The sequence below is a fragment of the Arthrobacter sp. UNC362MFTsu5.1 genome, assembly GCF_000685965.1.
Lineage (GTDB): Bacteria > Actinomycetota > Actinomycetes > Actinomycetales > Micrococcaceae > Arthrobacter.
Genome location: NZ_JMLE01000043.1, coordinates 1 through 24,539, shown reverse-complemented (window position 1 = coordinate 24,539; position 24,539 = coordinate 1). Strand labels below are relative to the sequence as shown.

General features: G+C 61.7%; 23 protein-coding genes and 2 pseudogenes. 11 read left to right on the top strand and 14 right to left on the bottom strand.

The features are described from left to right. Both BS38_RS0122980 and BS38_RS0122975 read right to left on the bottom strand, forming a co-directional pair. A pseudogene (locus tag BS38_RS0122980) lies at positions 1 to 276 on the bottom strand (hypothetical protein); the annotation flags it as partial. Continuing rightward, a complete protein-coding gene (locus tag BS38_RS0122975) occupies positions 273 to 1,352 on the bottom strand; it encodes a CHAP domain-containing protein (protein WP_028272864.1) in 1,080 nt (359 codons plus the stop codon). The pseudogene BS38_RS0122980 and the gene BS38_RS0122975, both read right to left, overlap by 4 nt. A gap of 171 nt (positions 1,353 to 1,523) precedes the next feature. Between BS38_RS0122975 and BS38_RS0122970 the strand changes: the two genes are divergently transcribed. Next, positions 1,524 to 2,666 (top strand): alpha/beta hydrolase family protein, encoded by a 1,143-nt coding sequence (locus BS38_RS0122970; RefSeq protein WP_028272863.1) that lies wholly within the window; start codon positions 1,524 to 1,526, stop codon positions 2,664 to 2,666. 5 nt (positions 2,667 to 2,671) lie between these two features. Here the strand turns inward: BS38_RS0122970 and BS38_RS0122965 are convergent, their stop codons facing one another. From BS38_RS0122965 to BS38_RS0122955, 3 genes are read right to left on the bottom strand one after another with little or no spacing between them, the layout of a single operon-like run. Then, positions 2,672 to 3,583 carry a hypothetical protein gene (locus BS38_RS0122965; protein ID WP_081819034.1) on the bottom strand — a complete coding sequence of 304 codons (912 nt, stop codon included), beginning with the start codon at positions 3,581 to 3,583 and terminating at the stop codon, positions 2,672 to 2,674. A 3-nt stretch (positions 3,584 to 3,586) separates the two neighbouring features. Continuing rightward, the gene (locus BS38_RS0122960) at positions 3,587 to 4,033 is read right to left on the bottom strand and encodes a hypothetical protein (protein WP_028272861.1); all 447 of its coding nucleotides are present in this window, start codon (positions 4,031 to 4,033) and stop codon (positions 3,587 to 3,589) included. Beyond that, complete coding sequence (locus BS38_RS0122955; RefSeq protein ID WP_028272860.1) at positions 4,034 to 4,486, bottom strand: hypothetical protein; 453 nt, start codon at positions 4,484 to 4,486, stop codon at positions 4,034 to 4,036. It abuts the gene before it with no gap. Positions 4,487 to 5,148: 662 nt separating this feature from the next. Between BS38_RS0122955 and BS38_RS0122950 the strand changes: the two genes are divergently transcribed. Both BS38_RS0122950 and BS38_RS0122945 read left to right on the top strand, forming a co-directional pair. Then, a complete protein-coding gene (locus BS38_RS0122950; RefSeq protein ID WP_028272859.1) occupies positions 5,149 to 5,385 on the top strand; it encodes a hypothetical protein in 237 nt (78 codons plus the stop codon). Positions 5,386 to 5,687: 302 nt separating this feature from the next. Next, entirely contained in the window at positions 5,688 to 7,430 is a 1,743-nt protein-coding gene (locus BS38_RS0122945) for a MarR family transcriptional regulator (RefSeq protein ID WP_231511422.1), read from the top strand. A 187-nt stretch (positions 7,431 to 7,617) separates the two neighbouring features. Here the strand turns inward: BS38_RS0122945 and BS38_RS27760 are convergent, their stop codons facing one another. From BS38_RS27760 to BS38_RS0122930, 3 genes are all read right to left on the bottom strand, one after another. Next, positions 7,618 to 7,956 carry a hypothetical protein gene (locus BS38_RS27760; protein ID WP_231511420.1) on the bottom strand — a complete coding sequence of 113 codons (339 nt, stop codon included), beginning with the start codon at positions 7,954 to 7,956 and terminating at the stop codon, positions 7,618 to 7,620. A 404-nt stretch (positions 7,957 to 8,360) separates the two neighbouring features. Beyond that, the gene (locus BS38_RS0122935; protein ID WP_028272856.1) at positions 8,361 to 9,302 is read right to left on the bottom strand and encodes a ParA family protein; all 942 of its coding nucleotides are present in this window, start codon (positions 9,300 to 9,302) and stop codon (positions 8,361 to 8,363) included. 1,202 nt (positions 9,303 to 10,504) lie between these two features. Beyond that, on the bottom strand, positions 10,505 to 10,789 hold the full coding sequence (locus tag BS38_RS0122930; protein ID WP_028272855.1) for a hypothetical protein: 285 nt from the start codon (positions 10,787 to 10,789) through the stop codon (positions 10,505 to 10,507). 78 nt (positions 10,790 to 10,867) lie between these two features. On the opposite strand from BS38_RS0122930, the gene BS38_RS28025 reads away from it, so the two are divergent. The 6 genes and pseudogenes from BS38_RS28025 to BS38_RS26945 all read left to right on the top strand — a co-directional run. Then, positions 10,868 to 11,557 carry a TniQ family protein gene (locus BS38_RS28025; protein WP_081819033.1) on the top strand — a complete coding sequence of 230 codons (690 nt, stop codon included), beginning with the start codon at positions 10,868 to 10,870 and terminating at the stop codon, positions 11,555 to 11,557. Between the two features lie 31 nt (positions 11,558 to 11,588). After that, complete coding sequence (locus BS38_RS0122925; protein WP_028272854.1) at positions 11,589 to 12,296, top strand: hypothetical protein; 708 nt, start codon at positions 11,589 to 11,591, stop codon at positions 12,294 to 12,296. 509 nt (positions 12,297 to 12,805) lie between these two features. Next, on the top strand, positions 12,806 to 13,810 hold the full coding sequence (locus tag BS38_RS26605) for a hypothetical protein (RefSeq protein ID WP_156037235.1): 1,005 nt from the start codon (positions 12,806 to 12,808) through the stop codon (positions 13,808 to 13,810). A 356-nt stretch (positions 13,811 to 14,166) separates the two neighbouring features. Next, a complete protein-coding gene (locus tag BS38_RS0122910) occupies positions 14,167 to 15,369 on the top strand; it encodes a tyrosine-type recombinase/integrase (protein ID WP_028272853.1) in 1,203 nt (400 codons plus the stop codon). Beyond that, positions 15,366 to 17,756 (top strand): tyrosine-type recombinase/integrase, encoded by a 2,391-nt coding sequence (locus BS38_RS26215; protein ID WP_081819032.1) that lies wholly within the window; start codon positions 15,366 to 15,368, stop codon positions 17,754 to 17,756. The genes BS38_RS0122910 and BS38_RS26215 overlap by 4 nt, the downstream gene beginning before the upstream one ends. A gap of 228 nt (positions 17,757 to 17,984) precedes the next feature. After that, positions 17,985 to 18,077, top strand: a pseudogene (locus tag BS38_RS26945) (IS21-like element helper ATPase IstB); the annotation flags it as partial. Between the two features lie 73 nt (positions 18,078 to 18,150). Here BS38_RS26945 and BS38_RS0122895 read toward each other — a convergent pair. Together BS38_RS0122895 and BS38_RS0122890 are read right to left on the bottom strand one after the other, a co-directional pair. Then, positions 18,151 to 18,972, bottom strand: a complete 822-nt coding sequence (locus tag BS38_RS0122895) for a hypothetical protein (RefSeq protein ID WP_028272851.1) — start codon at positions 18,970 to 18,972, stop codon at positions 18,151 to 18,153. After that, positions 18,969 to 19,571 (bottom strand): RNA polymerase sigma factor, encoded by a 603-nt coding sequence (locus tag BS38_RS0122890; RefSeq protein ID WP_028272850.1) that lies wholly within the window; start codon positions 19,569 to 19,571, stop codon positions 18,969 to 18,971. The genes BS38_RS0122895 and BS38_RS0122890 overlap by 4 nt, the downstream gene beginning before the upstream one ends. Before the next feature lie 378 nt (positions 19,572 to 19,949). Between BS38_RS0122890 and BS38_RS26940 the strand changes: the two genes are divergently transcribed. Next, positions 19,950 to 20,330, top strand: coding sequence for a hypothetical protein (locus BS38_RS26940; protein ID WP_081819031.1), 381 nt, complete (start codon positions 19,950 to 19,952; stop codon positions 20,328 to 20,330). 87 nt (positions 20,331 to 20,417) lie between these two features. Here the strand turns inward: BS38_RS26940 and BS38_RS28020 are convergent, their stop codons facing one another. After that, complete coding sequence (locus BS38_RS28020) at positions 20,418 to 20,783, bottom strand: ClpX C4-type zinc finger protein (RefSeq protein ID WP_028272849.1); 366 nt, start codon at positions 20,781 to 20,783, stop codon at positions 20,418 to 20,420. 81 nt (positions 20,784 to 20,864) lie between these two features. On the opposite strand from BS38_RS28020, the gene BS38_RS0122880 reads away from it, so the two are divergent. Beyond that, the gene (locus BS38_RS0122880; protein ID WP_231511418.1) at positions 20,865 to 22,202 is read left to right on the top strand and encodes an MFS transporter; all 1,338 of its coding nucleotides are present in this window, start codon (positions 20,865 to 20,867) and stop codon (positions 22,200 to 22,202) included. Between the two features lie 386 nt (positions 22,203 to 22,588). Here the strand turns inward: BS38_RS0122880 and BS38_RS0122875 are convergent, their stop codons facing one another. From BS38_RS0122875 to BS38_RS0122860, 3 genes are all read right to left on the bottom strand, one after another. After that, a complete protein-coding gene (locus BS38_RS0122875) occupies positions 22,589 to 22,927 on the bottom strand; it encodes a hypothetical protein (RefSeq protein WP_028272847.1) in 339 nt (112 codons plus the stop codon). Positions 22,928 to 23,324: 397 nt separating this feature from the next. Then, complete coding sequence (locus tag BS38_RS0122865; protein WP_051629120.1) at positions 23,325 to 23,639, bottom strand: hypothetical protein; 315 nt, start codon at positions 23,637 to 23,639, stop codon at positions 23,325 to 23,327. Continuing rightward, positions 23,620 to 23,955 (bottom strand): hypothetical protein, encoded by a 336-nt coding sequence (locus BS38_RS0122860; protein WP_028272845.1) that lies wholly within the window; start codon positions 23,953 to 23,955, stop codon positions 23,620 to 23,622. Before BS38_RS0122860 ends, BS38_RS0122865 begins: the two co-directional genes overlap by 20 nt. Positions 23,956 to 24,539: the final 584 nt, after the last annotated feature.

The window sequence follows — 24,539 nt, the reverse complement described above, 5'->3', positions numbered from 1 at the left end:
GGCCCACTGCTTTTCCCCCATCGCAGGGCGGGCGAAGTCCGCCATGGCCTTCTCGGCGATGTCCGCGGCCCGGTCCTTGCTGGCCTGATCCCAGGTGATTCCGATAGTGGCGGGGACGGTGCCACCGGGTGCCTGTGGGCCGCTGCTGGCGCTCAGCGAAACCGGCGCGGAGGGCGTGACGGTCGTGGGTTCAGCCGGTGCCGGCGCGGTGTTCGCTGCCGGTGCGCAAGCGGCGCAGAGCAGGGCGACTGCGATGAGGGCCAGGGGCTTTTTCACTTTTTCTCCTCTTGGGTGGGCAGGTACAGGAATGCTGAAGGGACATCGCTGCTGACGGTCCGGGTGTAGTAGTTGTGGTCATCCGGGGGCGGGTTGCCGTTGTAGCCCTCCTCGACGTAGGTCCCGTCGTCTTTGACTTCCTTGACCACGGCGACGTGGCCGAAGGTCGGGTCCGCTCCCCCGGCACCGGGCGCGTACCATACGACGGCACCGACCCGGGGTGTATTGCCGGTGGGCCAGCCCTTGGTGTCCCAGCCGGCCTTCCACGTCAGGGCCGAGCCGAGGCCCTGCCCGTCCGGGCGGAAGGTGCCGTTGAGGAACTTGAACGGGGCGCTGGTGGAACCCATCTGCTGGTTCACCCGCCAGAGGGCGAAGTCCACACACTCGCGGTAGAACATTCCCAGCGGCGATGCGGCTGCTGAGCCTGCGCCGACCTGCATCCAGGTAGGAGAGTCTTTCCACGGGTAGTCATCCCCGGCCCCGGACTTCCCCGGAACGGCGCAGTCGCTGCCATCAAGCGAGAACTTCCCTTCCGAGAGTGCCTGGACGAGTTTGACGGCCTCGGACCAGTACTCCTGGTAGTGGTACGGGTCGGCGTTGCGCTGGACCTTGTTGCCGGCAATGGTCGGCTCGAGCAGCTCCCAGCCTTCGACCTTCTGCAGGGCGTTGATGAAGTTCGTGGCGCTGATGGCCGGATCCATGCGGTCCGCGTAGGAGCCCCATGCACCGTTCCCGCGCTGCTGGAACAACCCCCGGGAATCCGGACCGGCACCATCGCCGTAGTCCAAAACACGCAGCCCCGACTCCCCCAGGGCCACCATGACGCTGATCATCTGGCCCTTCACCGACAGATGCAGCGCCTTGCCGGCGCCCAGGATCGCCGCAGCATTCTTCAACTGCTCCTGGGAATAGCCATCCACTTTGGTGTTGCCGTTGAAGGCCGCTGAGACGGTTTGGCCGCAGTCAGCAGCGACGCTCTTCACTGGGGCAAGGAGCAAGAGTATGGAGAAAACCATCCCGAACAAGAGGCAGGGGACCACGATCAGTGCGACGAAGCCGAGCGACTTCCGCTGCATGTGAATCCCCCTTCGAGCCCCCGCTATCGACTGGCTCCCATAACGATACACGCGTGTAGTGAACATGTGCGAAGCCTGTAGTGGGCATGTTCATAGGTCAGTAACTAAGTGAACGTTACGATGATTGGGCTCCGTTGCTCTTCCTGGCCCGGCGCTGGAGGGAAAGACTTAATGCTGACGACATGGCGCGGGCTGGCCGCCCTGGCGTTCCTTGTACCGGTGGCCGCGCTATCTGGATTCGCCGTTGTCATGGCCTGCAAGATCGTTAAACGGGGACCAAAGGACTACCGCCGGGCCGAATTGACAGATGATGGCCGCAGAGTTCGCATCGATTTGGACGACTACACGAGAGCCCAAGGCGACTTTGGCGTGTTCGACCCTGTGGCAGATCGCTACACGAGAGTCGGCGAGGTAACGCTGATCGATGAGGATCGAAAGTACGTGGAGCGACGGATCCATCCGCCGGACTCCGCGCCGGCGTCACTGGGGCCCCTGGTCGACTGGACCCCCGACGTATTCTTCGAACCCTCTGCAGTGGCCGGAGGCTTCGAGGAGGTGCACATCCCCACAGACTACGGTGCAGCGCCTGCATGGCTTTTCCATGGACAAACGCCAGACACATGGGTGATCCATATCCATGGCAGCTGGACCGACCGCTCGATTATGTTCCGTGACGTCCACGCTTTTAGCCCCTTGGGATTTACCTCCTTGGTTCCGTCATTCCGCAGTGACCTGGAGGTCAGTCCCCCACAGGCCGTATCCAGCCACCTTGGGCAAACAGAATGGCGTGACGTGGAAAGCGCTGTAGCCTACGCCGTGTCTCACGGAGCACAGCGAATCGTCCTCTCGGGCTGGTCAATGGGTGGGACCATTGCCCTGCTCACAGCGGAGTGCAGCGCCTACCGGGACCGGATCGTCGGGATTGTCCTGGTAGGGCCGGTCACAAGCTGGCGTAAAACCATCACAGCGGGGGCGGCGCGGGCCGGCTTGCCGGCGGTAGGCGCCGGCCTTGTTATGTCCCTGCTGCAGGCTCCCCCTTTCGCGCGGATGATCGGGCTGGAGGAACCGATCAACTTCGATGCCCTTGAATGGGTCGATGTACCTAACAGGGTGGCAGTCCCGACGCTGGTCTTGCACTCCAGTGCGGATCAGGAGGTTCCCTGGGAGATATCGGCGGCGTTCCAACGCGCGAATCCGGACACCGTCACCCTGATTTCCCTACCTGAGGCGCACCATACCCAGGAGTGGAATGCCTCGCCTCCTACCTTCACCAACGAACTCACGAGTTGGATCAGCAAAACGATCCTGGCGTAGCAAGGCTAGACCTGAGCGTCCAGCTTTGCCTCAATGTGGCTGATCCTGCCCTGAACAGACTCCGGGAATGTCGTCATGTTCCCCCGCTGGTAGTTGTGCAGAACAATGAGGCTTTTGTAGACCGCATTTTCCAGCGTTTCATTGAAAAGGTCCCACGCCGGGCTGGCTCGGGAGTGATCTGCATGTACCCGGATCCTCAGAGCAGCAAGCCAGAGCGCGTCCATCATCCAGAGCCGCAACTTCGGCAGCTGCTTCGACAGGAAAAGAATCAACCATCCCGCAGCTGTCACCGAGAGGCCGGCGTAGAAAAGACGGTCAAACCAAGCTCCGATCGCCTGGGCAAAGGCATGCCAGGGCGAGAAGTGGAACAGCAGCACGTATGCAATGTGGCACGAGCAAGCCGCCGCAACCACTAGCAGGCCCGTCGAGAATGTTGCGTAAAGGCCCTTCGCCTTGTATCGAAGCATGTAGATAATCCTGAGCACGGTGAATAGCAGCGCGAGCATGTACGTACCGCTGTACGTGGCAGTTGCGAGCTGGTCCATGCGGTAATCAATGAAGTCCGCAGACGTTGGAGCTTTGCCCTCAATCAAGGCGAAGCTGACAACCATGATCGGAATGCTCAGCAACGGAGCGTAGTAAGTCCATCTGACTGGTACGTTCGCTAACCGCCGGACGCTGTCGTTGAAGAAGAAGATCGCCAGCAGCGCGAAGATGGCTTGAAGCAGATTCGTCACGTTGACGCCACCGAGGTAGCTGTCGATGGCCGCTAGCGGTGTAACAGTTCCCAGGACATAGAGCGCCGCGAGGCCGAACATCGATGCCAGCCACGATACTCGGGATTCCGCCACCTTGACCACCGAGGGGATCCGAAGGAGGCACAGGGCACTCAGTAGCGCAAAGAGAAAATGTTTCATGCTCTAGAGGAAAGGATCAGGATCGGACGAGCTGCGTGCACGGGTCTTCTTTGACATCTCGAAAGCGAAGTCCTCTACCCATCGTTCGACAGGATGATTCGGCACGGACCGGCAGGTAACGCTAATTGCGTCCGCGGTTTCCCTCAGCATCTCTTCCGAGAGATCCGGCAGAGCCAAGGGAGTCCGAAAGCTCTCCAAATATATGTGCCCCAGCTCATGATAGATGCAGTGAAGTTTGTACTGCTGCGACTTCTGCGGCGGGAAATAGACGTTAATGCGATCTTCAAATTCGGCCTTGAAGGCCGTCAACGCGCCCCAGGACTCCTTGTACTCGATCAGATTGATCGGCTTCTCACAGATCACGGTCAAGAGATCGACAACTTCCTTCATCGACGTCGTGCCGTCTCCGCATAGCTCCCGGACCTTTTCTGCGACCGGCGGGAGGCCCATTCAGTCTTCCTCCTCGCCGTTCATCGATGCATCAATGATCCTGGTGATCGTCCTCAGCATTTCTGGCGAGGTGGCCCCTAAGTTTCTCGCGGCAAAGTTCTTCACCTTGAGCTTGCGCATCTGCACAAGGAACTCCATACGCGCTTCTACTTCAGGGGGAGTCTCACTGTTTAGATCACACAGATAAGTGGCGGGTACGGCGAAAACGTACTCGGCTATGCCCTTTAGCAGTTCCTGATCTGTCACCAGGCTTCCGGTGCCATTGATCAAGTAGGACCAGCGTGTCCGTGACAGGTGGATTCCGTGGACGGAAAGTGCTTCTTCCACATGGGGGTACGTGAGCGCGGAGTTGTTATCGGACTCCCAGATATCCACCAGGATGCCCATGCGATCCGCCAGCCGCTCCTTCTTCTGTTGCTGCGTGAGAAACACGCTGCGGCCCCCATTTGCCATCTAGATAGCTCCTTAGCCAAGCTCAGCCTCTTGTGTAGACCGCCACACAGAGTAGGCGGGCAGCTGACTCAAAATGTTACCTGATTACTCCCGGAGGGTACAGGCAATGAGTTGTACATGTGCGGAGCATGTATGTAGTCTGTCGCTTGGTTGGGCTTTTGTAGGAACAATTAGGCAACTTCACTGCGGCAGTCCTTGACGGCATGCAGCCGCGGAAGGGGGCATGGGAGGGGGTGGCGCACCCTTGGGCGGGGGCTGAACAGATCTGCCGCCTACGGCAAAGGCCGGGCGTAGCCCCACTCGCGGGTTGGTTCCCCGCACGCTGCTCCCAGAAGTTCCTACTAGAAAATTGCACGAGGGGGGCTCTAGCATCAAATCGACAGGGCTGCCTGTCACAGGAGAGGACGAAGTTGGCGTGCTGAACACGTTGAGAGGACTGAAGGGCTCGGGCCGCTACGTAAGCCCCCTCCGGGTCGAAGACCGAGCTCAAAGTCACAAACGCGACACGCTGCCGTTTTCTGAAAACAAATCCCCGCGCCTTCAATTGCCCGGTGATAGCTTCAGAGCAGTCGCAATGACAACCCAGTCAGTTTGAGCGGCAGGCAATACAACGATGAAGCTGTAACCGCTCTAGCGGGTACAAAATTCAAAGGACACAGCACATGACGGCAGTAGCAGTAAATCGAGGCGGCGGGCGCCCCAGTAAAGGCCTGCGTAAGTTCATTGGTTTCCGCACACAGGAACACACCGCTGACGGGATCGCCAAAGTGGCCGCCCACAAGGGTCTAACCGTCACTGAATACGTTCTGTCCGTTGTAGAGCCAAAGCTGCAAGAGGATCTGGCCGCACTCGACCAGGATGACTACCAGCAGGAGCTGCCCATCCGCATTGCCTCATAACAAAAAAGAAGGCCCGCACTAGGCGGGCCTTCGAAGCTTGAGACTTACCCTCTGGATTGCTTGCCGGCGGATCAGATTGTAAGTCGTGGAGAGCCTGAACAGGCCATCCTTTGTGTTGCTATGAAACCGATCTGGCAGGATCGGCCCTTTTTCGTACCTCAATCCCCGAAAGGATTACCCACATCGTACATCAGCACGTCTCCGTGCTGCCAGCACGCCCCGCTGTTGGCGTGTCAACGCAGCCAGACGACCCAGTAACCGTTTGGGCAGCTCTAGCTCCCTTGCTAGCGGGCCAGCCCAGAATGCGCCTGTCTCGTGATGCAGGTAAAACGTACCCGCAGAAGCACGAACGGAACCTGACCGAAGCACTCCCCTCGCTGCCCGCGGCCGTGAGAATTTTCGGTAAGGACGGTACCTGCGCGGCAATCTTTCTCGACTTTGACTCCTCAGTAGCCGGACCCGATTCGGTACAGGCCGACGTCCGCGCGGTCCAGTCCTGGCTGCACTCGGTCGGGGCCCGCTGGATTGAGGACTACTCCCCCAACGGCGGTCGCCATGTCTATATTCCGCTCGCACGGCGGGTCACCTTTTCACAAGCGCGTGAACTTGTCGAGGCGCTGGGCACCCGGTACCGGACCCTGGATAAGACCCCGCACCAGAACCTGCTTCACGGTTGCATGCGAACCCCCGGTTCGCCGCACAAACGCGGCGGGCACCAGGAGCTGGCGATGAGCCTGTCGGTGGCCTACGACATCGCTCGCCGGCCCAACAGGGCCACGGTCTGGGCTGCCATGACCAAGGACCTGGCTGCGGAGATCAAGGCGGTTCGGGCGCTGCGCCAGGAAGAAACCTTTACCCCTGCCACCTCGGACGCACCCATCATCGACCAGCCGGTCGGGCGCATGTCCCGCACTATGCAGGTGCTGGCCCAGACCGGGATGTACGACACCAACCGCTACGCCTCTGACTCCGACGCCCGCCAGGCGGTCATCCTCAGTGCCGCGGCTGCCGGCTTGAAGCTGGTGGATGTGGAGCGCCGGATTTTGCAGGGAATCTGGCCTGGACTGGCCTCCTTCTACGCCCGCTATGCAGCCCGCCATCGCTTCCCGTCACTGCGCAGGGACTGGTCGAACGCCCTCAGCTACCTCAGTAAAAATCAGGCCAACGGAACCGACAAAAACAATGTCCGCAAATCCCCCACAAGCCAGCCAACTACACAGGCGGTGGGGATAAAGGGATCTCCGTCAATTTCAAATCCCGATGCAGAGCATCGGTACATTCGGACCTGGCGCAGCGCGCTCAGGATCCGGGAGGTGAGTTATCAGCGATCCAGAACCGGGATGGGACGGCGAATGGTGCTCAGGGCTCTGGGGGAGGCCGCTCATATGACAGCATCCCGTTTTGTCGAGTTCGGGGTCCGTTCCATTGCCGTGGCCACGGGTCTCGATCACACTACTGTTGGTATGCATCTGAGGCAGCTGCGTGACGAGAAGGATCCCCTGGTCACCCTCGTTGAAGAAGCCAGGGGAACCAAAGGCGATCTGTATATGTTGACAGTCCCCGAAGAACTCAAAAGTGTCGCCGAGGATGCTACCTGGCAGAAAGGGAAAATCCACGCGCTGCGGCCGGTTTTCCGGGAGTTGGGGCTGCCGGCCGCGTTTGTCTACGAAGCGCTGGAGCACTCCCCCGGGATGCCGATCGCCGAGACTGTTAGGGTGACCGGGCTTTCCAGATCCGCGGTGCACGAAGCCCTGGGAGTCCTCGCTGCATGGAACCTGGTTGTCCGCAGTCCTAGCCGGTTCTGGTCAATTGTGGCCGGGACATCACTGAAACTGCTGGCGGAACAATTCGGGGTCCTCGAAGCGGTGGCAGCCCAGTTACAGCGCTACCGCAACGACCGGATTATTTGGCGGGAATGGCTCGCCAAGAACGTCAATACCGTTCCGGAGCTGCTCGGTCCCGACGAAGACTATCCCTGGGAGATGTTCGAGGGGCCACCCGATGAATGGCTACTGGCCGACATGGTCTTCAACAGAACAGGATGAGGGTCAGCGCCAAAGGCGTGTCAGTTGTGAGCCTTTCCGCGGCCTGTTCACCTTGACGGTGTCGAGGCGGCCAGGCCGCCGCATTTACTCCCAGGTGTAACTTTCGCAGCCTCGTTCTCATGCCATAAGTAATGCCATAAGCACTACTGGAAGACAAGCCATGCTTGTCCTAAAAGGAGCTCTTGGATTACTCTCCCCCAGTCGGCCCCGCTTGGATATGAAGCTTGAAGACGGCCGAGACGAGTGCGCTGCGTGACGGTGCGTCGAATTCGGTGACTTTCTCGTCCAGCCAGGCAACCTGCAGGCCGTCGAGGCGCAGCTGGATCTGAATGCCGGCTTCGCCGCGTTTTCGCGGTGCACGGCGGGGCATGCCGGAGCTGGTCAGCGTGGTTTCGGGAGTGAACTCCTTGGCGATCTGATTGTCGTCGACGGCTTCGAAGGCCTCAATCAACAGGTCCGCGTATGTGGTCCGCTCCTGGTAGACCGCATCCTTGACCTGGGCCAGGAGCGCTGGCGGCAGGTACACCCCGACGTTGCGCAGCGCCCCGGGAACCAGCTCGGAGGCTTTGGTCGCGTGAGCTGCCTTCTGGGCAGCAGGTTGACGCTGAGTGGTGGCCTTTAGGGCCCTGACGGCTGTAGGCGCGGGCTCCTCCTGCTCTCCTGCCGCATCAAGGGGCCCCTCCTCAACAGGTGCTTGTTCAGCTGGCCGCTTATCCGCCTGCGGTTGCTCAGTAGGTACCTGTGCTGGACCGAGTGCTGCTGCTGGCTGCACCTGTACAAGTTCCCGGGCCGGTGCCTCCACGAACTCTCCGGCTTTGGGTTCCGGTGCAGGAGCGCCCCTCCCCCGCTTCGGAGCCAGCAACCCTTGGAGTGCTGCACCGCGGGCAGGCGCTACAGGTGCGAATGCGCCTGCAAGGCTCTGTCGGCCGCTCACGCTTCGTTCCCGCTTTCGATCTCGTTCAGTCGGGCGAGGATCTCGCCGGTCAGCTGCTCGTACTCTTCAGCGAGTCCGCCGGCGTTTCGCGAGAAGAAGCCGTCCGTCGGCTTCTCCCCCGCCCGGAGCGCCTTCAGGCGGTTCTTCTGAGCGTCGGTAACGGCACCTTCAAGTTCGTGGAAGAGCAGGCCCTTGCGGCGGGCGTCCGCGCTTGCGCTCTCGAGGTTCCTGATGCGGGTTGCGAAGACCGGCGCGACTGTGCCGAGCATTTGTTCCAAGGTGTCTCGGACGCTGCGTTCCAGGCGCATGGAGCGCGGTCCTACACCGAACAAGACGATCCCTGCCAACTGCAGGGACGGGTTCCGGTCACGTACAGCCATGAAGCGGCGTGCAATGCGTTCGACACCGTCGATGCTCGCATCATCGGATCGGGTAGGAATGACGACTGCACTGGAGATCGCGAAGGCGCCTTCTACGAGGATCCGCTCCCCCGGCGGGGTGTCGATCAGGATCAAGTCGTACTCGTCTGCCAACGGGGCCAGGACGGCGTAGAGCATGTCGCCGAAGTCGCCGGCGCCGGAGCGGCTGGAGCGGGACACCATGAGGCCTTGGATGTCTTCGAGGTCCTGGCCGCCCGGGATTACGTCAAGGTTTTCCCGAACGTTGCGCAGAATCATCGGTGGTGTACCGGCGATCAGGGCCTGAAAGAATTCCCTCCCTGTCTGCCGCTCGTATCCGAGGTCGCGGGCCAGATCGCCCTGCGGGTCAAGGTCGATCAGCAGCACACGGGAGCCGGCCAGCGCCACGTACCCGCCAACGTTGGCTGCAGTGGTCGTTTTGCCGACTCCGCCTTTGCCGTTCGCCAGAGAGACGACACGGTCAATGGCGCGTGTTGCCTGGGGTTTCGGGGGTGCGGGGGTTTCCAGTGATCGTGCCATTGGCCGGCGACTCTCCTACTTGCTGGGTTGCATGTTGTCCTGCTGTCAAGGCTATGTGCACTCCTCTGGGAATGTTTGTAGTGACACGCATAAGAGGAATAACAGTGCGTAGTGCAGGGCCGCACATGGCATGCCACGCTGTGGGTATGGCCGGATATGGTGCCTGATCCCTTACCTGGTCTCAAGCCGGGCGTTCCATTGGTGCTCAAATCTCACCTCACACCGGAGTTGTCGCTGTTTTTCCCTTGCCAGAGCTCATTGTCTGGCTCATGGTTGTTCCGGTGGTTTCTCCAGCCTGTCGGCCTACTTGTTGTCGAACAGGGTGTCGGGCCTGGTTGGTTATTTGGCCTCCTATTGACCGTCCTGCTTGGCGCTAGGCGCAGCGTCTCATGTGTCAAATGGCGGGAATTCCAAGCAGCGTTCTAACGACTCTTCTGGGTAATCGTCCAACAGGAGATATGGCATCACTTATGGCATGGACGATGGGCGATCTGAAATGGACTGCCTAACCTGTAGCGCAGTAAGGAGCATGGCTGGGACTACGGCCTGCAACCATGCTAACCGGGGCCTTTGCTCAGAGGTCGCCATCGTCCGGGGCCAAATTAACACCGTCGTGCCAGTTAACCCGTGGGGGTTTCGGCCGACCGCTTGGGGGGAGAGGGCGGGGGGAGGCTAACCCTCCGGCCCAAAGGCACGACCTGCTGTCCGGGTCTGGGGTGGGTTCCCTAGCGGACGCAAAAGGTTCCGGGGCGTCTGCCGTCCAGACCTATCCCGGCCTCAGCGGGCTACGAGGACGGCCAAGCCGCGGACGAACTTTCACGAAGGCTCGAAATTTGGCGCATGACCAAGCGTGGCGGGAGTGCTGAGTCAAGGCGTCCTGGTGGTCCTGGATAAAGTCGACATACCCAGACAAGTGAGCGACACCTGTTTCGCACCAATAACTGCACTGTCATCAGGCCAAACGTCAGCACGGCGGCGCTTCACGCCAACAGAATACCGGGTCAGTTCCTTCCCCTGCCGGGACCACAACGTGGCCCCCGTTATCGTCACGGATTCCGATGGCCCTAAAGCCGTCCCACTTGGGTTCATAGAGCAGAGTCCCGGGATGGAGGCCGGCCCGGGGCATCTTCGGGACAGCACGGGCCAGAGCGACTTTCACCGGCGGGATGAGTCCCGCCGGCAGTCCGGACCATGCCGCAGGTCTAGCCGCCTTCATCGATGTCTTCCAGTGCCTCGAGTTCCACAGCGTCCAGCAGCTCCGCGGTGCTGTTTCCGGTGACCCTGGCCAGTTCATCGAGGACGATGAACTCGGAACGAGCCAGGACGATCACCAGCTCCTTCAGGTACTCGGCCCCGTTGCGCTGCACCAGGTCGTCGAGGACCGCATGCATGCGGCCGGCCAGCTCGCCGGGGCCTGCGGATTCCTCGGCCGCGATACGGGTCAGCGTCAGTGCAGCCAGCCGTGGATCGTCGTAGATGAGTCCCATGGGCTGACGCTACGCGTCCGGCTGGCTGGCGGTGGAGTGGGGGCCTGACCGCTGCGGCCATCGCCGCTGTAGAAAGCGGTGAGGAATGCATCAACCAACGCACCCTGGTCATGGCCGAATACGTCGGACCCGCCGAACGAAGGCGCGTATCCGAACGGGAACTGCTGTGACCACGCCACTGTGACCGGGCCGCGCCGGTGGCCGGTGCATCCGGCCCCGATAGACGGTGAAACCTTTTCCTCCTGGCTGCACCGTATCGCCGACTGCTACGGCACCGACCTCAACGTCCTCGCCGATGATCTTGGCTTCACTCTCGTATGGCGGCCCCCTGAGGATATCGACGTGGCGGCCTCAGCCGACATGATCGAGGTCCTGACCGAGCGAACCGGCGTCACCCCGGACCGGCTGCGGCAGACGAGTGTGGCAGGTTGGGTACCCTGGCGGTTCAGTAACAGTGAAGAGGTACAGCAGAGCGAGCAACGCACGTGCCGGTTCCCGGGGTGCGTCCGGCCCGCCGTCAGCACGGACATTGGCACTGGTCGGCCCCCCCCGAGTATTGCAATAACGAAGGGCACAACCGGACCGCCGCCTGGCGCGCACGGCGGCGTCTGGTCGACGAGCCGAACCGGAGCGCCCCGGATGAGAAACGCCCCGTTGAAGCCGCTCGTCAGCGTGCGGCAGAGCTCAGTGGGCAAATCGCCGGTATGGTCGAGCACCTGGGCCAGCAACTCACCGCCGCCTCATAGAGGAGCTGCGGACCGTTGCTGACCCGGACGCCGCTGAGGCCCAGATCGAATCAGTGACGGCTGAGGCCGCCGCACAAGTCGCCGCCGCAACCTCCCGAACCAGCCGAGCTGAGCAAGCCCAACGTCAGGCCAACGCGGAACGGCTGGAAGCCGACGCCGCAGCAAGAGAAGCTTCCGACCTCGCCGAGCAACAGCGCGCCACCCTCGCCGTCACTCAGCACGAGCTGGGGAACCGGACACACTATCTCGACCAGATGACGGCCGAGCTGGTCGCCGCCCGGGCCGCGGCCTCGGCCCAAAACGCACAGGCACAGGCAGAGCTGTCCCAGCTGCGCGAGCAGCTGACGACAGCCCGCACGCGACTGAGGGAGGCCGAGCACGAGCGCGACGACGCCAAAGCGCGCGCCGAGACGGCTTCGACCGCGCGGGCCGAAGCAGACGGACGTGCCCGAGGCGCTGTCGCCCGAGCCGACGACAACGCGGCACGAGCCCAGCGCGCCAAGGCTGACCTCGCGAAAATTCGGGACGAAGTCGACCGAGCACGCATTGTCCACGACACCATGCGGGAGGAAGCCAGCTCGCTGCGCGGGAAGCTGGCTACCGCAATCGTTGAACGCGACGCAGCATTGGCGGACGTCGAGCTTGAGCGAATTCACGGTGACCAACGCATCAGTGATCTCCGCACCGCGCAAGACCAACAGCTCGCCCAGCTCCGGGACGAGGCTGCCGAGCTACGGCAGGACGCTGCTCACGGTCGATGAGCTGCTGGCTCGTGGCCGGCAGCGGCCCCGCCGAGACCCATGGTGTGGCCAGGTGCCGGGAGATCCCGCGCCGGGGAACACCGAACTCCTCGGCGATGTGCTCGACGGTACTAGGCCAGCTTTCCGTCGGCGTCTTTCTCCTCATACATTGTCGCGAGCCAGTCTGACCTGGCGAGGGCCCGAGCTCGGGGGTTTCTGGCTGCCGGTCCGCCTAACCGCGACAAATAGGGGAGGACGCAACTCGTCCCGCCCCGCGATAAATCCTGACAAGACCCGGTCAGGCAATCACCGAACCGGGTCGCGTGCAGGCGAGTAAGGGAATTTGTGCAGACGACTTCGGAAAATGACAGTTGGGGCGCCCCCCGGGCTGCGATTAGATTTCGTATTTCGTTACGTCTTTCGTTACGTCTTCCGTTATTGACGAAAGATGATATCATGAAACCATGAGCGAAAACATTCTGGATGTGGAGCAGCGCTTTTGTCGTTTTCCGGGTTGTCAGCGTCCCGCTATGGCTGGCGAGGCCGGCACCGGCCGTCCGCCAGAATACTGCGATGACCCAGCCCATACCCGCGCGTCGGCCTGGCGCGCACGCCAGCGCCCCAATGAGGAAGCTGCCCGGGCCGTGGAATCGCGCCCTGTTGATTCCGCGCGTCAGCGGGCCAGCGAGATCACGGGCCAGGTCAGCGGAATGATCGAGCACCTGGGCCAGCAGCTCTCGGCGCTTGTCGAGGAACTGCGCACCGTAGGCGATCCTGAGGCTGCAGAAGCCCAGATTGAGTCGGTAGCCAGTGAGGCCGCCGAACAGGTTGCGGCCGCGAACGCGAGGGCCACCCGTGCCGAGCAGGCGCAGCGCCGGGCTGAGGCCGAGAAGGCCGAGGCCGACGCGGCAGCTGAAGAAGCAACGCGAACGAGCGAGGAACTCGCCCGGGAGCTGTCAGGGGTTCAGGAGGAGCTGGATGCCGCCATGGCCCAGGTCAAGGAACGTGCCGAAGAACTCGCGCAGGCCCATGCCTCGGCCGCAAACGACCGGGAACTGGCACAAGCCGAGAGTGCCGGCCTGCGCGCCGACCTTGAAACGATCCGTGGGCAACTGACATTGGCTGTACAGGAACGCGCCGCCGCGGCCGAACGGGCCGGAGCAGAGGAACAGGCCAGGGCAGCGGCAGAGCGGCGAACAGGAGTGGCCGAGAGCCGCCTCGAGGCGGAGACGGCGCGCGCTGACCGCGAGGAATCCGCGGCCGCTGAGACGCGGGGTCAGCTGGCGGCAGTCCGTGCCGACCTTGAGGCCGCCCGCGAGGCGATGGCCGATGTGCGCAGCACTGTGGCGACGCTGACTGCGGAGCGTGAAGCTGCCAGAGCAGACATCGAGCGTGAGCGGGTCCACGGTGAACAACGCGTCAAAGACCTTCACGACACCTACGGCCGCCAAATCGAGCAACTGCGCGCCGAACTAACCCAAGCCCGTGAGGCGGAGCCAAAGGAACGCCGCCCACGAGACGGTGGAGAGCAATAGCTGCAAATACAGGAAGCGCTCACCAAAGAACCTAGGTGGCGCTACCGCCTGGCGCCTAGGGCTTCCAGGGCTTGACGCAACGGGGCGCGGCCGTCCCCGAGGACGTCCACGGGGCGGGCGCCACCGAATTCCCTGGACTGTGTGACCATCCAGGCCGTGAAGTAATTGTGTGGAATCCTCAGTTCCATTGCCCGCTGGAAAAGGTCCATGACGGTCGGCTGGAGCTGGCCGCCGGCGAGGAACTGGAACCCCGGACAGTAGGTGCCGTCGTCAATGATCTGTTTACCGGACTAAGTCGATGGTTAACGCGCGTGTCGCCAACCTGGGACGAGCCCTGTCAGCGTCATGCTTTGGTCATGGATCTCTCGGATTGCAGCTGGGATGGGCATCGAGCGGAGGGACTGACTGTCGCGAACGTCGGGCGGGTGATTCCTCGCTCCGGCGTTCCTGGGTTCGTGGTCCTCGACGCGGTGGGAGAGGAGTTCGCTCCTGCCACGGAGTATCTGCTTGAGCTGGCGGCGTCGGACCGTTCGACTCAAACGGTACGAACCTATGCCTTGTCGTTGCTTCGGTTCCTTCGATTTTTGTGGGCCATCGGTGTCAGCTGGGAGCAGGCAACGTCCCTTGAGGCGCGCGACTTCGTGTTGTGGGCGCGCCAGACCGAGAAGTTCGTCGGGAATCGTAACGTCCCTCAGCGGCGGGGGAGCCGGAACCTTGTCACGGGAAAGAAGCATCTCGGAATGCGTTACTCACCATCGACGATCAACCACACGACGACGGTGTGTAAGGAGTTTTACGCTTTCCAGCTTCGGATGGGAGACGGGCCCATCGTGAATCCTTTCGAGCTGCGCCGCGGGCGAGCCCATGCGCATCATGATCCTCAGCGGGAGTTTTCCCCGGTGCGGCGCCAGCCCTTGCGTCAGCGCGAGGCGCACCGGGTGCCAAGGTCAATCCCGGATGGGAAGTTCAACGATCTGTTCCGGCGTTTGCGGTCCAACAGGGACCGGGCGTTGGTGGCGTTTTATGTCAGCAGCGGTGCGCGGGCGAGCGAGCTGCTCGGGATCACGGGCGGCCGGGTCAACGTGGGTGACCAGCTGATCGGCGTTTACCGCAAAGGCGGCCAGCTGCAATGGTTGCCCGCGGCGCCTGATGCTTTCGTATGGCTTCGGCTCTATCAGCTCGAAGGAGGCGTCGCCGGCCCGGATGAACCGGTTTGGCTCACGCTGCGGGGCGAGCCCCGTCCTCTGACCTACGAAGCCATGCGCGCCGTCCTGAGACGCTGCAACGACCTTCTCGGTTCGAACTGGACGCTGCACGATCTGCGGCACACGTTCGCGATCCGAGCGCTCGAGGGCGGGATGGGCCTTCACGAAGTCCAGGAGTTACTGGGGCACCAGTCGCTGACTACGACCACGGTCTACGCGGTTCCGCATATGGAGGAAGTCATCGAACATTACCGGGCCCATCTGAGCAGCAGGACTTCCCCTGCCGCTGACAGTTCACCGGCCGGTCAGCCCTATAACGCCGATGAGTTGCGGGTGCTTTGGGGGAACCAGTGACAACTCCGCCCCTCAATAAGATCCAGACCGCACGACGAAGCTGGAATGACCACACGCCGCCACCACAGGAACAACAACCGCCTGCACTGCCGCCCATCCCTTCTGGACCGCTGACCAGCGCCAGCATTGAGGACATCATCAACCGTCTTGAGGACTGCAGCCCGTACTGGCCACAGGTGCATGAGCACAGGGCGCGCATTCGGCGCTTACTCGGTCATTTGAGGCAGTTGCCGGGTGAAACCTGGCAGGACCGCTGGGCGCTGTTCGAGGGCCAGGTCGGGCATGACGCTCTGACGTGGCGGCTCAGAATAGCCGGCGGTTCAAGCAAGAACCCGAAGAATCGCAACGAGGTCGAAGGAATCAATGCGGCGATGGGACCGCTGCTGGCTCTGGACGTCATGCGCCCGTCCCACCGGTGGATCGCGGGTCAGCGCTTTGCCTTCTGGAAAGCACTCAGCCGGTTCCGGGATCCCGCCCACACAGCTGAACTCGAAAACGCCCTCGTCCATGCGAAGGCTTCACCGGCCCAGGCCACTAGCGGGATCCTCACCTTAGGTCGCGTTCAGGCCCATACAGGCAAATCGATCCGCCAGCTCACAGCCGAAGACATCCTCGACCTGACTACCCAGCTTCCCGGGAAGCTGATCGACGTCAGCCGCAGCGGGCTGACCGCCGTATGGCCCGTGCTGCACGGGCTGGGATGGATCAGACACGATTCCGGGACCATGCCCACACGGCTCCGCGTCGGACCCAAAACGGTGGATGAGATGGTCGACTACTACGGCATCACCGGCCCCTGCCGGGAACCACTCATCCGCTATCTTCAGGTCCGGTCGGCTGGCCTCGACTACGCCTCGCTCTGTGCTTTGGGCAGGTATCTGGCCGGCCTCTTCTTCGCCGACGTCGTCAAGCACCACCCTGACCAGCGCAGCTTCGCGCTGACTCCGGAGCAGGCTGCTGGCTGGAAAGCCAGGGTCAAAGTCAAGGCCGACGGCTCGCCGCGCCGGGAAGTTTACAGCGTCTTCTTCTCCGTCCGGGCGTTCTATCTCGACATCAGCCAATGGGCACTCGAAGATGCCTTCTGGGCGCAATGGGTCGCCCCAAGCCCCGTAACCTTCGCGGAAACCCGTGGTTACGTGAAGCACAGGCGCGCGACCATCGCAACGATGCAACAGCGCACCCGTGAACTGGCTCCCGTGTTGCCCCGTCTGGTGGAGGCTGCCGAACAGGCCCTCCGCGCAGCAGAAGCAACCCTGGCGGATGCCAAGATGGCCGGCGCCGGCCAAACTATCGACATGGACGGCGAGGCTTGGGAAGTCTTCCAGAGCAGTGAACATGCGCATGTCCGGATTCGGCGCAATGGAAAGGACCGGGACCTGTCCTTTGAAGAGGACAACGCCTTCTGGACTTGGGCGCTTGTTGAGACACTTCGACACACCGGTGCACGGATCGAAGAAGTCCTCGAGTTGGTGCACATGAGCATCCAGCCCTACAAGGTTCCAGGGACCGGGGAGACCATACCGCTGCTGCACTTCGCTCCGAGCAAGACCGATACCGAGCGTCTGATGGTGGCAGGCCCCGAGCTTGTGCACGTGCTCTACCGAGTGCTCTCTCGTATCACCAAGGATACGGGTGGTGCACCGCTGACACAGCGATGGGACTCAGCTGAGAAAGTGCTGAGCTCACCTCTTCCGCACCTGTTCGTCCGCCGCCGTGGCGCCGGACCGCCGAACGTGATGACGACGGCCACCGTCTCCACGCTACTCAATGACTTGGCGCGACGCGCGCATATCAAGGTCAGCGGTGCCGAGGTGAGGTTCACCCCGCACGATTTCCGTCGTATCTTCGCGACCGAGGCGCTTGCCAGCGGCTTGCCTCCACATATCGTGCAGGTGCTGATGGGGCATGCCAGTCTGGCGACGACCCAGGGATACGCGGCGATTTATCCGAGGGACGTCATCCGGCACCACCGCACCTTTATCGAAAAGCGACGGGTCATTCGGCCCACCGAGGAATACCGCGAACCAACCGCGGCCGAATGGGACGAATTCGAAGCCCATTTCGTGCAGCGCAAGCTCAGCCTGGGCAGCTGCGGACGCGCCTATGGCACCGGCTGCCAACACGAACACGCCTGCCTCCGCTGTGCCCTTCTCCGTCCGGATCCCAGCCAGATCAACAGGCTCCAGGACATCATCGACAACCTCGAAGAACGCATTACCGAAGCCGAACAACACGGCTGGGTCGGGGACGTCGAAGGCCTGCGCGTCACGCTCAACAGCGCCGAGCTTAAGCTAGCGCAAATGTATAAGCTGCAGAACCACCACGGCAGGGAAATCGTCGACCTCGGGACCCCAAGAGTCAGACATGTACCGGGAAGCAGCAGGTGACTATATTGAGGCATGCACGGAAACCGGGGTGGCTGGAAATATGCCGTCAGCAGGGGCGGGCTGGCCATCTTGGCCGGTGTTGCGGTGGGCGCCGGCGTTTGGTTCCTATTAGGGACCTACTTCCCAGACATTTCTCCCCTCTGGGCTACGGCCATCGGGGCTGTTGTGACAGTTTCAATAGCTCCCCTGCCACTATCTCGGCGTGTGGCGAAGGGGTCCAGTCGGTCGGTTGACCGGCTGACCTTCAACGGCGCCATCATCGAGACCGGCACCGACTCCTACCGGCTTGCCCACACCATCGCGCAACAAACCGCGGGCTAGCTGGGCGTCTGGACAAACCTCCATCCTGATCTAACCGGACCCGCTACGGATCCTCAACACGGGCGTCGAGAGGTTATGGTGCGGGTTCGCTCGGCAGTGCGGTCCCATCCGTAGTTTCCCCTTCGCCGTTACTAACGACGAAGTCACCCACGACTGTTTTCCCCGTGGAATCGTAGACAGGGACCGAGAAGGTTTTGCCACGGCGGGCCTCTTGCCAGGCAAGTGCCTCTTCTCTCGTTTTGAAGGTCTTAATGGCAGCTGTGCCAGTCGCGTCTTCCAGCTCACTCGTGACCACATACCCGGGAATTCCGTTGGTTGCTATGACGGCGGTGAGGTCAGGTGCTCCCTTTTCGTTTTCGGCGCCATAAGACTTGCCACCGGCGTTGACTGCCCAGTCGGTCGTTTTGCTGTTGACGTACTTTGCGCTCAACCGCCAGCGTGCTCCAGGATCCGCTTTGACCGTGACGCTCTTCAGCCCAGGAGTCAGAGGAATCGTGTATCCGCTCCAATCCTGGGGTGTCCCGACGTCGGTGGCTCGGCAAACAGTGGAGGCCCCGTCCGGAAACTCGAAACGGCCAGGGGTCAGGCAGTTCAGCTCCATCTCAATCCCCGTGGTTCCCTCCGGGGGGTCACCGAGTTCAATAGTGGCTGTTCCCTCGTGGGTATCGGTCACGGGAGTGGACAGCGGTGTGACCTGCTGGGAACCGGGAGTCACGAACAGGCCGGCAGCGGTAGCGCCCACCCCGCCCAAAACTCCAGCGCCGGCCAAGACACCAGCCCCCAGCCACATCCGGATGCGCTTACGTGCACGGGCAGGCGATGCCTTCTGAACCCGTGACACGAGTTCTTCCTCCAGTGCCCTGCTGAACCGGTCATCGACTCGAAGCTCGTTCATGACCGTTCTCCTTCCAAAACCGTGGTTGGGGTGGGGACATGATGTGTGCCTGAAAGGGCGACTTTCATGCGCTGACGTGCCCGGTGCATCCGGGTTTTGGCCGACCCGGGCGTGAGCTCAAGAACGGCTGCAGCGGCGGCGATGGTGAATTCCTCGAAAACCACCAGGCTGACCAGGTGCAGATCCGTGGAGTTCAAAGCTCCAAGGGCCCGGGCGAGATCTTTATCAAGCGCATCCCGGTAGCTGAGAAAGAGGTCGTCGCCCATGGGATCAGACGTTTCGGATCGTCTGGGTAGGGAGTCCAGGAGCCGGCGGTAACGCATCGCCGCCCGGCCGCTGTTCCGTGCAGTGTTCGTTGTCGTGACGAGCAACCAGGGAAGGATGGATCCTTCAACGATCCGCACCTTGGCCCGGCGCCTCCAGAGTTCAAGGAAGGCCGTGGCCATGATGTCCTCGGCATCCTGTCGGTCCCCGGAAAGCCGATAGGCATGACGGAAAATCCTGTCGCGGTACCGGATGTACAAAGCCCTGAAGGCCTCGCCATCGCCCTTGATGCTGCGAGACCATAGCCTCTCATCATCGAATTCAACGTTCCCCATGCCCTGTATTGTCCGCGACCGTCCAAAAGGTTACACAACAACGCAAGAAATTTTGAGAAGCCCTAAAACGGTCTACTCAAAGTTCCTGCAACACAGCGCGGGCAGTCCTTCCCATGATGACCAGACGGCAAACGGGGATCGGTACTGCGCGCATTCGCTGGCGTTGGTCCACAGGGTCGCAAGTGGTCCTGGATCAGGCCGTCTCAGTGGTCCTGGATCAGGTTGACATACTCATCCGTGCGGCCCGCCAACAACGTCATTCATTGGGGCTTGGCGCGAGATAGCCGCTGGGTCGGTTCAGGAGTTCTCAACGGGACGTTTTCGTCAAAGTCAGCCAAATCCGCCGGGAACCAAGGGACAGGTGATTAGCTGGCGGGCATGGAACCCAAGTTTGTGCGCTACGAGGCAAGCTCTCCGAACGGCCGCGGACGCCACCCAGGCATCTTCGCTCTCGCCAACGGTCTGGCAAACGATGGCAAACTCAGCGACCAGGACTGGGCTTCCTGGCGTAGCGCTAACGATCACTATAACGCGGCATACGCGGACCCTTCGACAGTAGACAGGGCGATCTATGACCGTGCAATCAACCCGTCAGCACAGTCATGGTTCAAGCGCACGGCGACGCACCTGCTGATCGGCGTGGATTTCTACACGGACCTTCTAAACCGTTATGACGTCGGCTGGCAGAGACTCTATTCAAACGATCCAGGGAGAATTCTTTACGAAGACGACGTCCAGATAGTTGTTGCGCCTCATTAGGGAAATGATGCGCCAGACATCGTGGCAGCAGGGCAACTGGCACCGCTCAGGGCGCCCTTGCAGCGACGAGACTTCGACATCTGTCGGTTATAGATGTTCTTTGAATCTTTCCCATGCCGACTGACGAGTTATGTCCAGGGCCGCTCCTATTTGGGACCAGGTGATCTTTCGTTCTCGGGCGGCGCGGACCCAGATGCGAAGCTGCTCTTCGACTGTGAGGCTTACCCGGGAAATTTCGGGCAGATGGTGGAGGATTTCCGCGTCTGACATTCGGTCCCAGACGGGCCCCATCGCCTTAGACGGCCCCTCGGTGCTGGTGTCGCGCAGGATCTTCCCCGCCTCGGCGACGCAGAGTTCGCAAATGGTGACTCCAGGCCCGGCTATGAGCCGGGTTTCGGAAGGCGGCGTCAACCCGCAGAAGGTGCAGAAATCGCGTGGGCGGTCATTAGACATCGATACGTTCTCCAGACAAACGAGTTGCTGCCGCAGATGTCAGGATCAGCCTGACTATAGTCAGGTATGACCGTACGAATCGTGGCTTTCATCAAGAATACGGGCAACCGTAGAAGCGTTGGGGGAGAGCATCGCCGGCCGGTCAGATTCGTTATGCCTGCGGCTTTCCGAAAGTTGTTCACGGCGAGCATTGGGGACGGAATCGGAGACGACGTACTCCGCTCGATAATGCCGGTTATCGCTGTTGCCGTTCTCGGCGCGGGGGCCTTCCAGACCAGTGTTCTGAATGCGCTGGGCATGGCGGCATTCTTGCTGCTCGGAGTGCCGGTCGGCGTTCTAGTGGACAGGTGGTCGAAGAAATCCATGTTGGTTTTGGCCAACGTTGCCCGTGCCGCCGCAGTTGTCTCGGTGCCGATCGCGTATTTCCTTGGAACGCTCAGCATCTGGCACCTCTTTATAGTCGCTGCCGTCGTCAGCGTGGCTGACGTCGTTTTCACGACGGCACAGTCCGCCTTGATGCCGACGCTGCTAAGAGGAAGCCAGCTGGCTGACGGCTACGCAAAAGTGCAGTCCGTCCAGAGCGGCCTGGCCATAGCCACGCCAGGAGTTGTGGGTCTGATTGTGAAAGTAGTGTCCGCTCCGGCCATGCTTTTCATTGCCGGCGCAGCCTACTTATTCTCAGCGGTCATGACCGGCAGACTCCCACACGATCGGCCCTCCAGAGCAGAATCCCCGGACAGGTTCTGGTCTGAAGCACGCGATGGCCTTGGCTACACGTTAAGCCATCCCTTGATTCGATCCTTCATGGTCTCCGTTGCGCTGATCAATGCCGCAAGCATGTTCGGCGCCGCAGCCAAAGTCATCTTCGCCCTGCAAATCCTCAACATCCCCATGGATCAATTCGTAATCCTGGGCGCACTGTCAGCAACAGGGGGTCTGGTCGCTTCCATGACAGCGACCCGCATCACACGGCGTCTCGGCCTCGGCAGAACCAAGATCGCCGCGAGCCTGGCAAGCGCCGGATTCGTCATCCTCGTCCCTGTGGCACCTTTTCTGGGGCTGGCTCCGGTCGTGTGGATTGGTCTCTCAGGATTTGGTTGGTCCTTCTTCGTCATTCTGTCCGGTCTGGCGGGGGCCGGCATCATTCCCCGGCTCGTCCCGCACCACATGATGGGGCGAGTTATGTCCACGTACCGGCTCTTCACCCTGGGTGTAATGCCGGTGGCCAGCATCAGCGGCGGAGTCCTGGCAATGGCAGCCGGCGTCCTTCCCGCGCTTTGGGGATGGGCGCTGGTTGCTGCAGCATCCGCCATCCCCATCCTTCTCTCACCGATTCGGTCCTGGACCGAATTTCCCAAGGCACTCGACGTCCACTCACGAGACATTCCTGAATCTGCAGACCCCGTTGCGGCGCCGTAGTCCCACAAACCCAGCTCCAAGACCGGAGGCCGCCCACAGCCAGCGCGGCTCGGTTTTCGACGGTCACCATCCTCGCAGGGTGGGGCCAGTTTCAACTGCCCTTCCGGGGCCAGAAATACTTGACAGGATCAATGGGGTCAGGAGTGGAGTTGTTCGCTAGTATCCGCAGGGATGCCGAAGTCGAAGGAACGTCGATCCGGGCACAATCATCGAAACCGGCAGCGATTCATACCGGCTCGCTGCCACGCTCGCCCGCAGAGCATCATCGTACTAGGAGATCGGCCAGAATCGCGGCAGTCAGCCAGGAATCTCCGGGGCATAAGACTTCAGCCCGCCGGTTTGGCGGGCCTGAAGCTTCACGTCAGTTCTTTGCTCGGGCGCTTTCCCTACTTACCCTCGGGCGAGTAATTCGGGTAGTAGCGTCGAATTTCCTCGACCGTCTTGCCGGCCTGGACCATTCGCTCTACGGGCATCAGGGTCCGTACTTCATCGTCACTTGAGCGGACGCTGTTCCATGGACCGATGGTCTTGAAGCAGAAGTCGTTCGGGTCGTTCAACTTGGCCGGGTCGTAGCATTCCGGGTGATCTGCCCCCACCTCCGAAATCACCACCGGTGCATTGTCCTTCGACGGCTGCTCCGCGGAAGCGTAAGCAGCGGCCGCACCGAGGCTGAGCGTCGCAGCGAGGCCAATTGTCAGGCCGAGGAGCTTCGTGTTTTTAGCCATGTTTCCCCCAATAATCGATAACCTACCTCGAAATAGCGAACCTACCATCCGGAAGCAAGGGGGTCCATCGCCGCAATCCACTCGTTACCAGCAGTTGCCAGCGACATCGCGAGTGCCTCGGACGGCATCTCAGGTGGGTACCGTTCGGGCCGTCCTAGCGGGCTCCGTTCGCGTAGACACAGTCACCCGTCGGCGGCAAAATGCGCGGGTGGCGGAATTGTCGGCCAAGTAGTCCGGATAAGAAGACGCGGACAAGCTGCTGCATCATTGGCTCAGGGTCTTCCGTGAGTTCGGAGAGCCGGCGGCGCACCTGTTCCAGGGCAGGCAGGGTGAACTCTTTCCTTATCCCTTCCCACGTCTGATCGCTGATCGGCTGGTGATTCACCTTCACCATTGCCTAGTGGCTGTCGCTGATGGATTCCAGGAGCCACTGCTCCGATAACGGGTCGAGGCGCAGCTCGAAGGTCCGCAGCGTTGAGTTCGTGCCGAGGCGGACCTGGACCCGCCAGTGTTCGATATCCACCACGTTTCCGATGCCCACCGGAACGGATCGCCGCGACTCCCACCAGGAGTCCCTGGCGAACCAGTGCACCGGCTCGGCTGCAACGGCCCAGATCCGCCCGTCGTGGCGGACCGCCAGGGGAGTGCCCTTGGCGGTAAACCGGACGTCGACAGGCGCGTCCAGCCTTGTTTCACTTGCTATTGCTGTCACGGTTAGTCCGCTCTCCCAAATTTCTAGTCATTAATTCTTCGCGGCGGGTGACCGCCGAACTCCACACCCAGGTCCGGTACGTCACCGGCCCGTCCTTCCACGTCACTTCCGCGGCTTTCGCCGTCCAGGCGTACACCTCCCCGTCCACCAGCTCCGCGCAGTTCGGGAACCGTATCCACGCTTTCACCGGGATCCCCGGGAACCCGTTCTTGGCCGGGAAGTGCTCGAAATCGAGCTCTTCCACGGTCAGCCCGATCGGGCCGGCACGCCGCGCGTACTGCGCCTGCAGCGCGGCCGCATACTCGGGGGAGGACATACCACAACCTTAGAACATATATTCGAAGCGACACTCCACTAAAAAACCACCCAGACCGCGAGGTTCAGAATAAGGGCGGGCACCGACAGCGAACGGGTTGCACGCCAATGGGGCCAGCTTTGAGCTGTGCGGAGGGCTCCACCTGCCCGCCAGTGGGCACAACCCGGCACCAATCAATACCCCTGGTTTCCGCTGCGCTTCAACCCATATTCGGGCGTCCGCTGGCGCGGCCGGCTGTTGGGGCCAGTGCAGTCCGTCGCAGGCCTCCGGCCCGCCCTGGCCCTGTTTGTCTACGACGTTTTTTGTCTGCTGTCCTTCGGATTATCGTGCCCGCTCCGGCCCCATCCAGCCCCTCCTTCGTCGGGGCCTGCGGCCCGCACAATCGGCTCCGGCGCTCCTTCGTCGCTTATTTCCTGCGCAGATTGCACGTCCCTGGCCCTTCGGGTGGACAGGGCCTCCGTCGGGCACAGCTACGCAAGCTTCGCCAGCAGGCAAAAAACAACGGGGGGAGAGGGGAAGCTGGCCGGTCACCAACCGCACCCCGCCCACCGAATCCTCAGCAAAGGACCAAAAAAACCATGACT

Excerpts from the sequence above, each read along its gene's own strand:
- BS38_RS0122975 (WP_028272864.1), bottom strand. The coding sequence starts at position 1,352 with ATGCAGCGGAAGTCGCTCGGCTTCGTCGCACTGATCGTGGTCCCCTGC.
- BS38_RS0122890 (WP_028272850.1), bottom strand. The coding sequence starts at position 19,571 with ATGGGGAACGTTGAATTCGATGATGAGAGGCTATGGTCTCGCAGCATC.
- BS38_RS26940 (WP_081819031.1), top strand. The coding sequence starts at position 19,950 with ATGGAACCCAAGTTTGTGCGCTACGAGGCAAGCTCTCCGAACGGCCGC.
- BS38_RS0122945 (WP_231511422.1), top strand. The coding sequence starts at position 5,688 with ATGCGCCTGTCTCGTGATGCAGGTAAAACGTACCCGCAGAAGCACGAA.
- BS38_RS26605 (WP_156037235.1), top strand. The coding sequence starts at position 12,806 with ATGGCTGGCGAGGCCGGCACCGGCCGTCCGCCAGAATACTGCGATGAC.
- BS38_RS0122960 (WP_028272861.1), bottom strand. The coding sequence starts at position 4,033 with ATGGGCCTCCCGCCGGTCGCAGAAAAGGTCCGGGAGCTATGCGGAGAC.
- BS38_RS28020 (WP_028272849.1), bottom strand. The coding sequence starts at position 20,783 with ATGTCTAATGACCGCCCACGCGATTTCTGCACCTTCTGCGGGTTGACG.
- BS38_RS0122910 (WP_028272853.1), top strand. The coding sequence starts at position 14,167 with ATGGATCTCTCGGATTGCAGCTGGGATGGGCATCGAGCGGAGGGACTG.
- BS38_RS0122930 (WP_028272855.1), bottom strand. The coding sequence starts at position 10,789 with ATGGGACTCATCTACGACGATCCACGGCTGGCTGCACTGACGCTGACC.
- BS38_RS0122950 (WP_028272859.1), top strand. The coding sequence starts at position 5,149 with ATGACGGCAGTAGCAGTAAATCGAGGCGGCGGGCGCCCCAGTAAAGGC.
- BS38_RS0122955 (WP_028272860.1), bottom strand. The coding sequence starts at position 4,486 with ATGGCAAATGGGGGCCGCAGCGTGTTTCTCACGCAGCAACAGAAGAAG.
- BS38_RS0122875 (WP_028272847.1), bottom strand. The coding sequence starts at position 22,927 with ATGGCTAAAAACACGAAGCTCCTCGGCCTGACAATTGGCCTCGCTGCG.
- BS38_RS0122860 (WP_028272845.1), bottom strand. The coding sequence starts at position 23,955 with ATGTCCTCCCCCGAGTATGCGGCCGCGCTGCAGGCGCAGTACGCGCGG.
- BS38_RS0122965 (WP_081819034.1), bottom strand. The coding sequence starts at position 3,583 with ATGAAACATTTTCTCTTTGCGCTACTGAGTGCCCTGTGCCTCCTTCGG.
- BS38_RS0122895 (WP_028272851.1), bottom strand. The coding sequence starts at position 18,972 with ATGAACGAGCTTCGAGTCGATGACCGGTTCAGCAGGGCACTGGAGGAA.
- BS38_RS0122970 (WP_028272863.1), top strand. The coding sequence starts at position 1,524 with ATGCTGACGACATGGCGCGGGCTGGCCGCCCTGGCGTTCCTTGTACCG.
- BS38_RS0122935 (WP_028272856.1), bottom strand. The coding sequence starts at position 9,302 with ATGGCACGATCACTGGAAACCCCCGCACCCCCGAAACCCCAGGCAACA.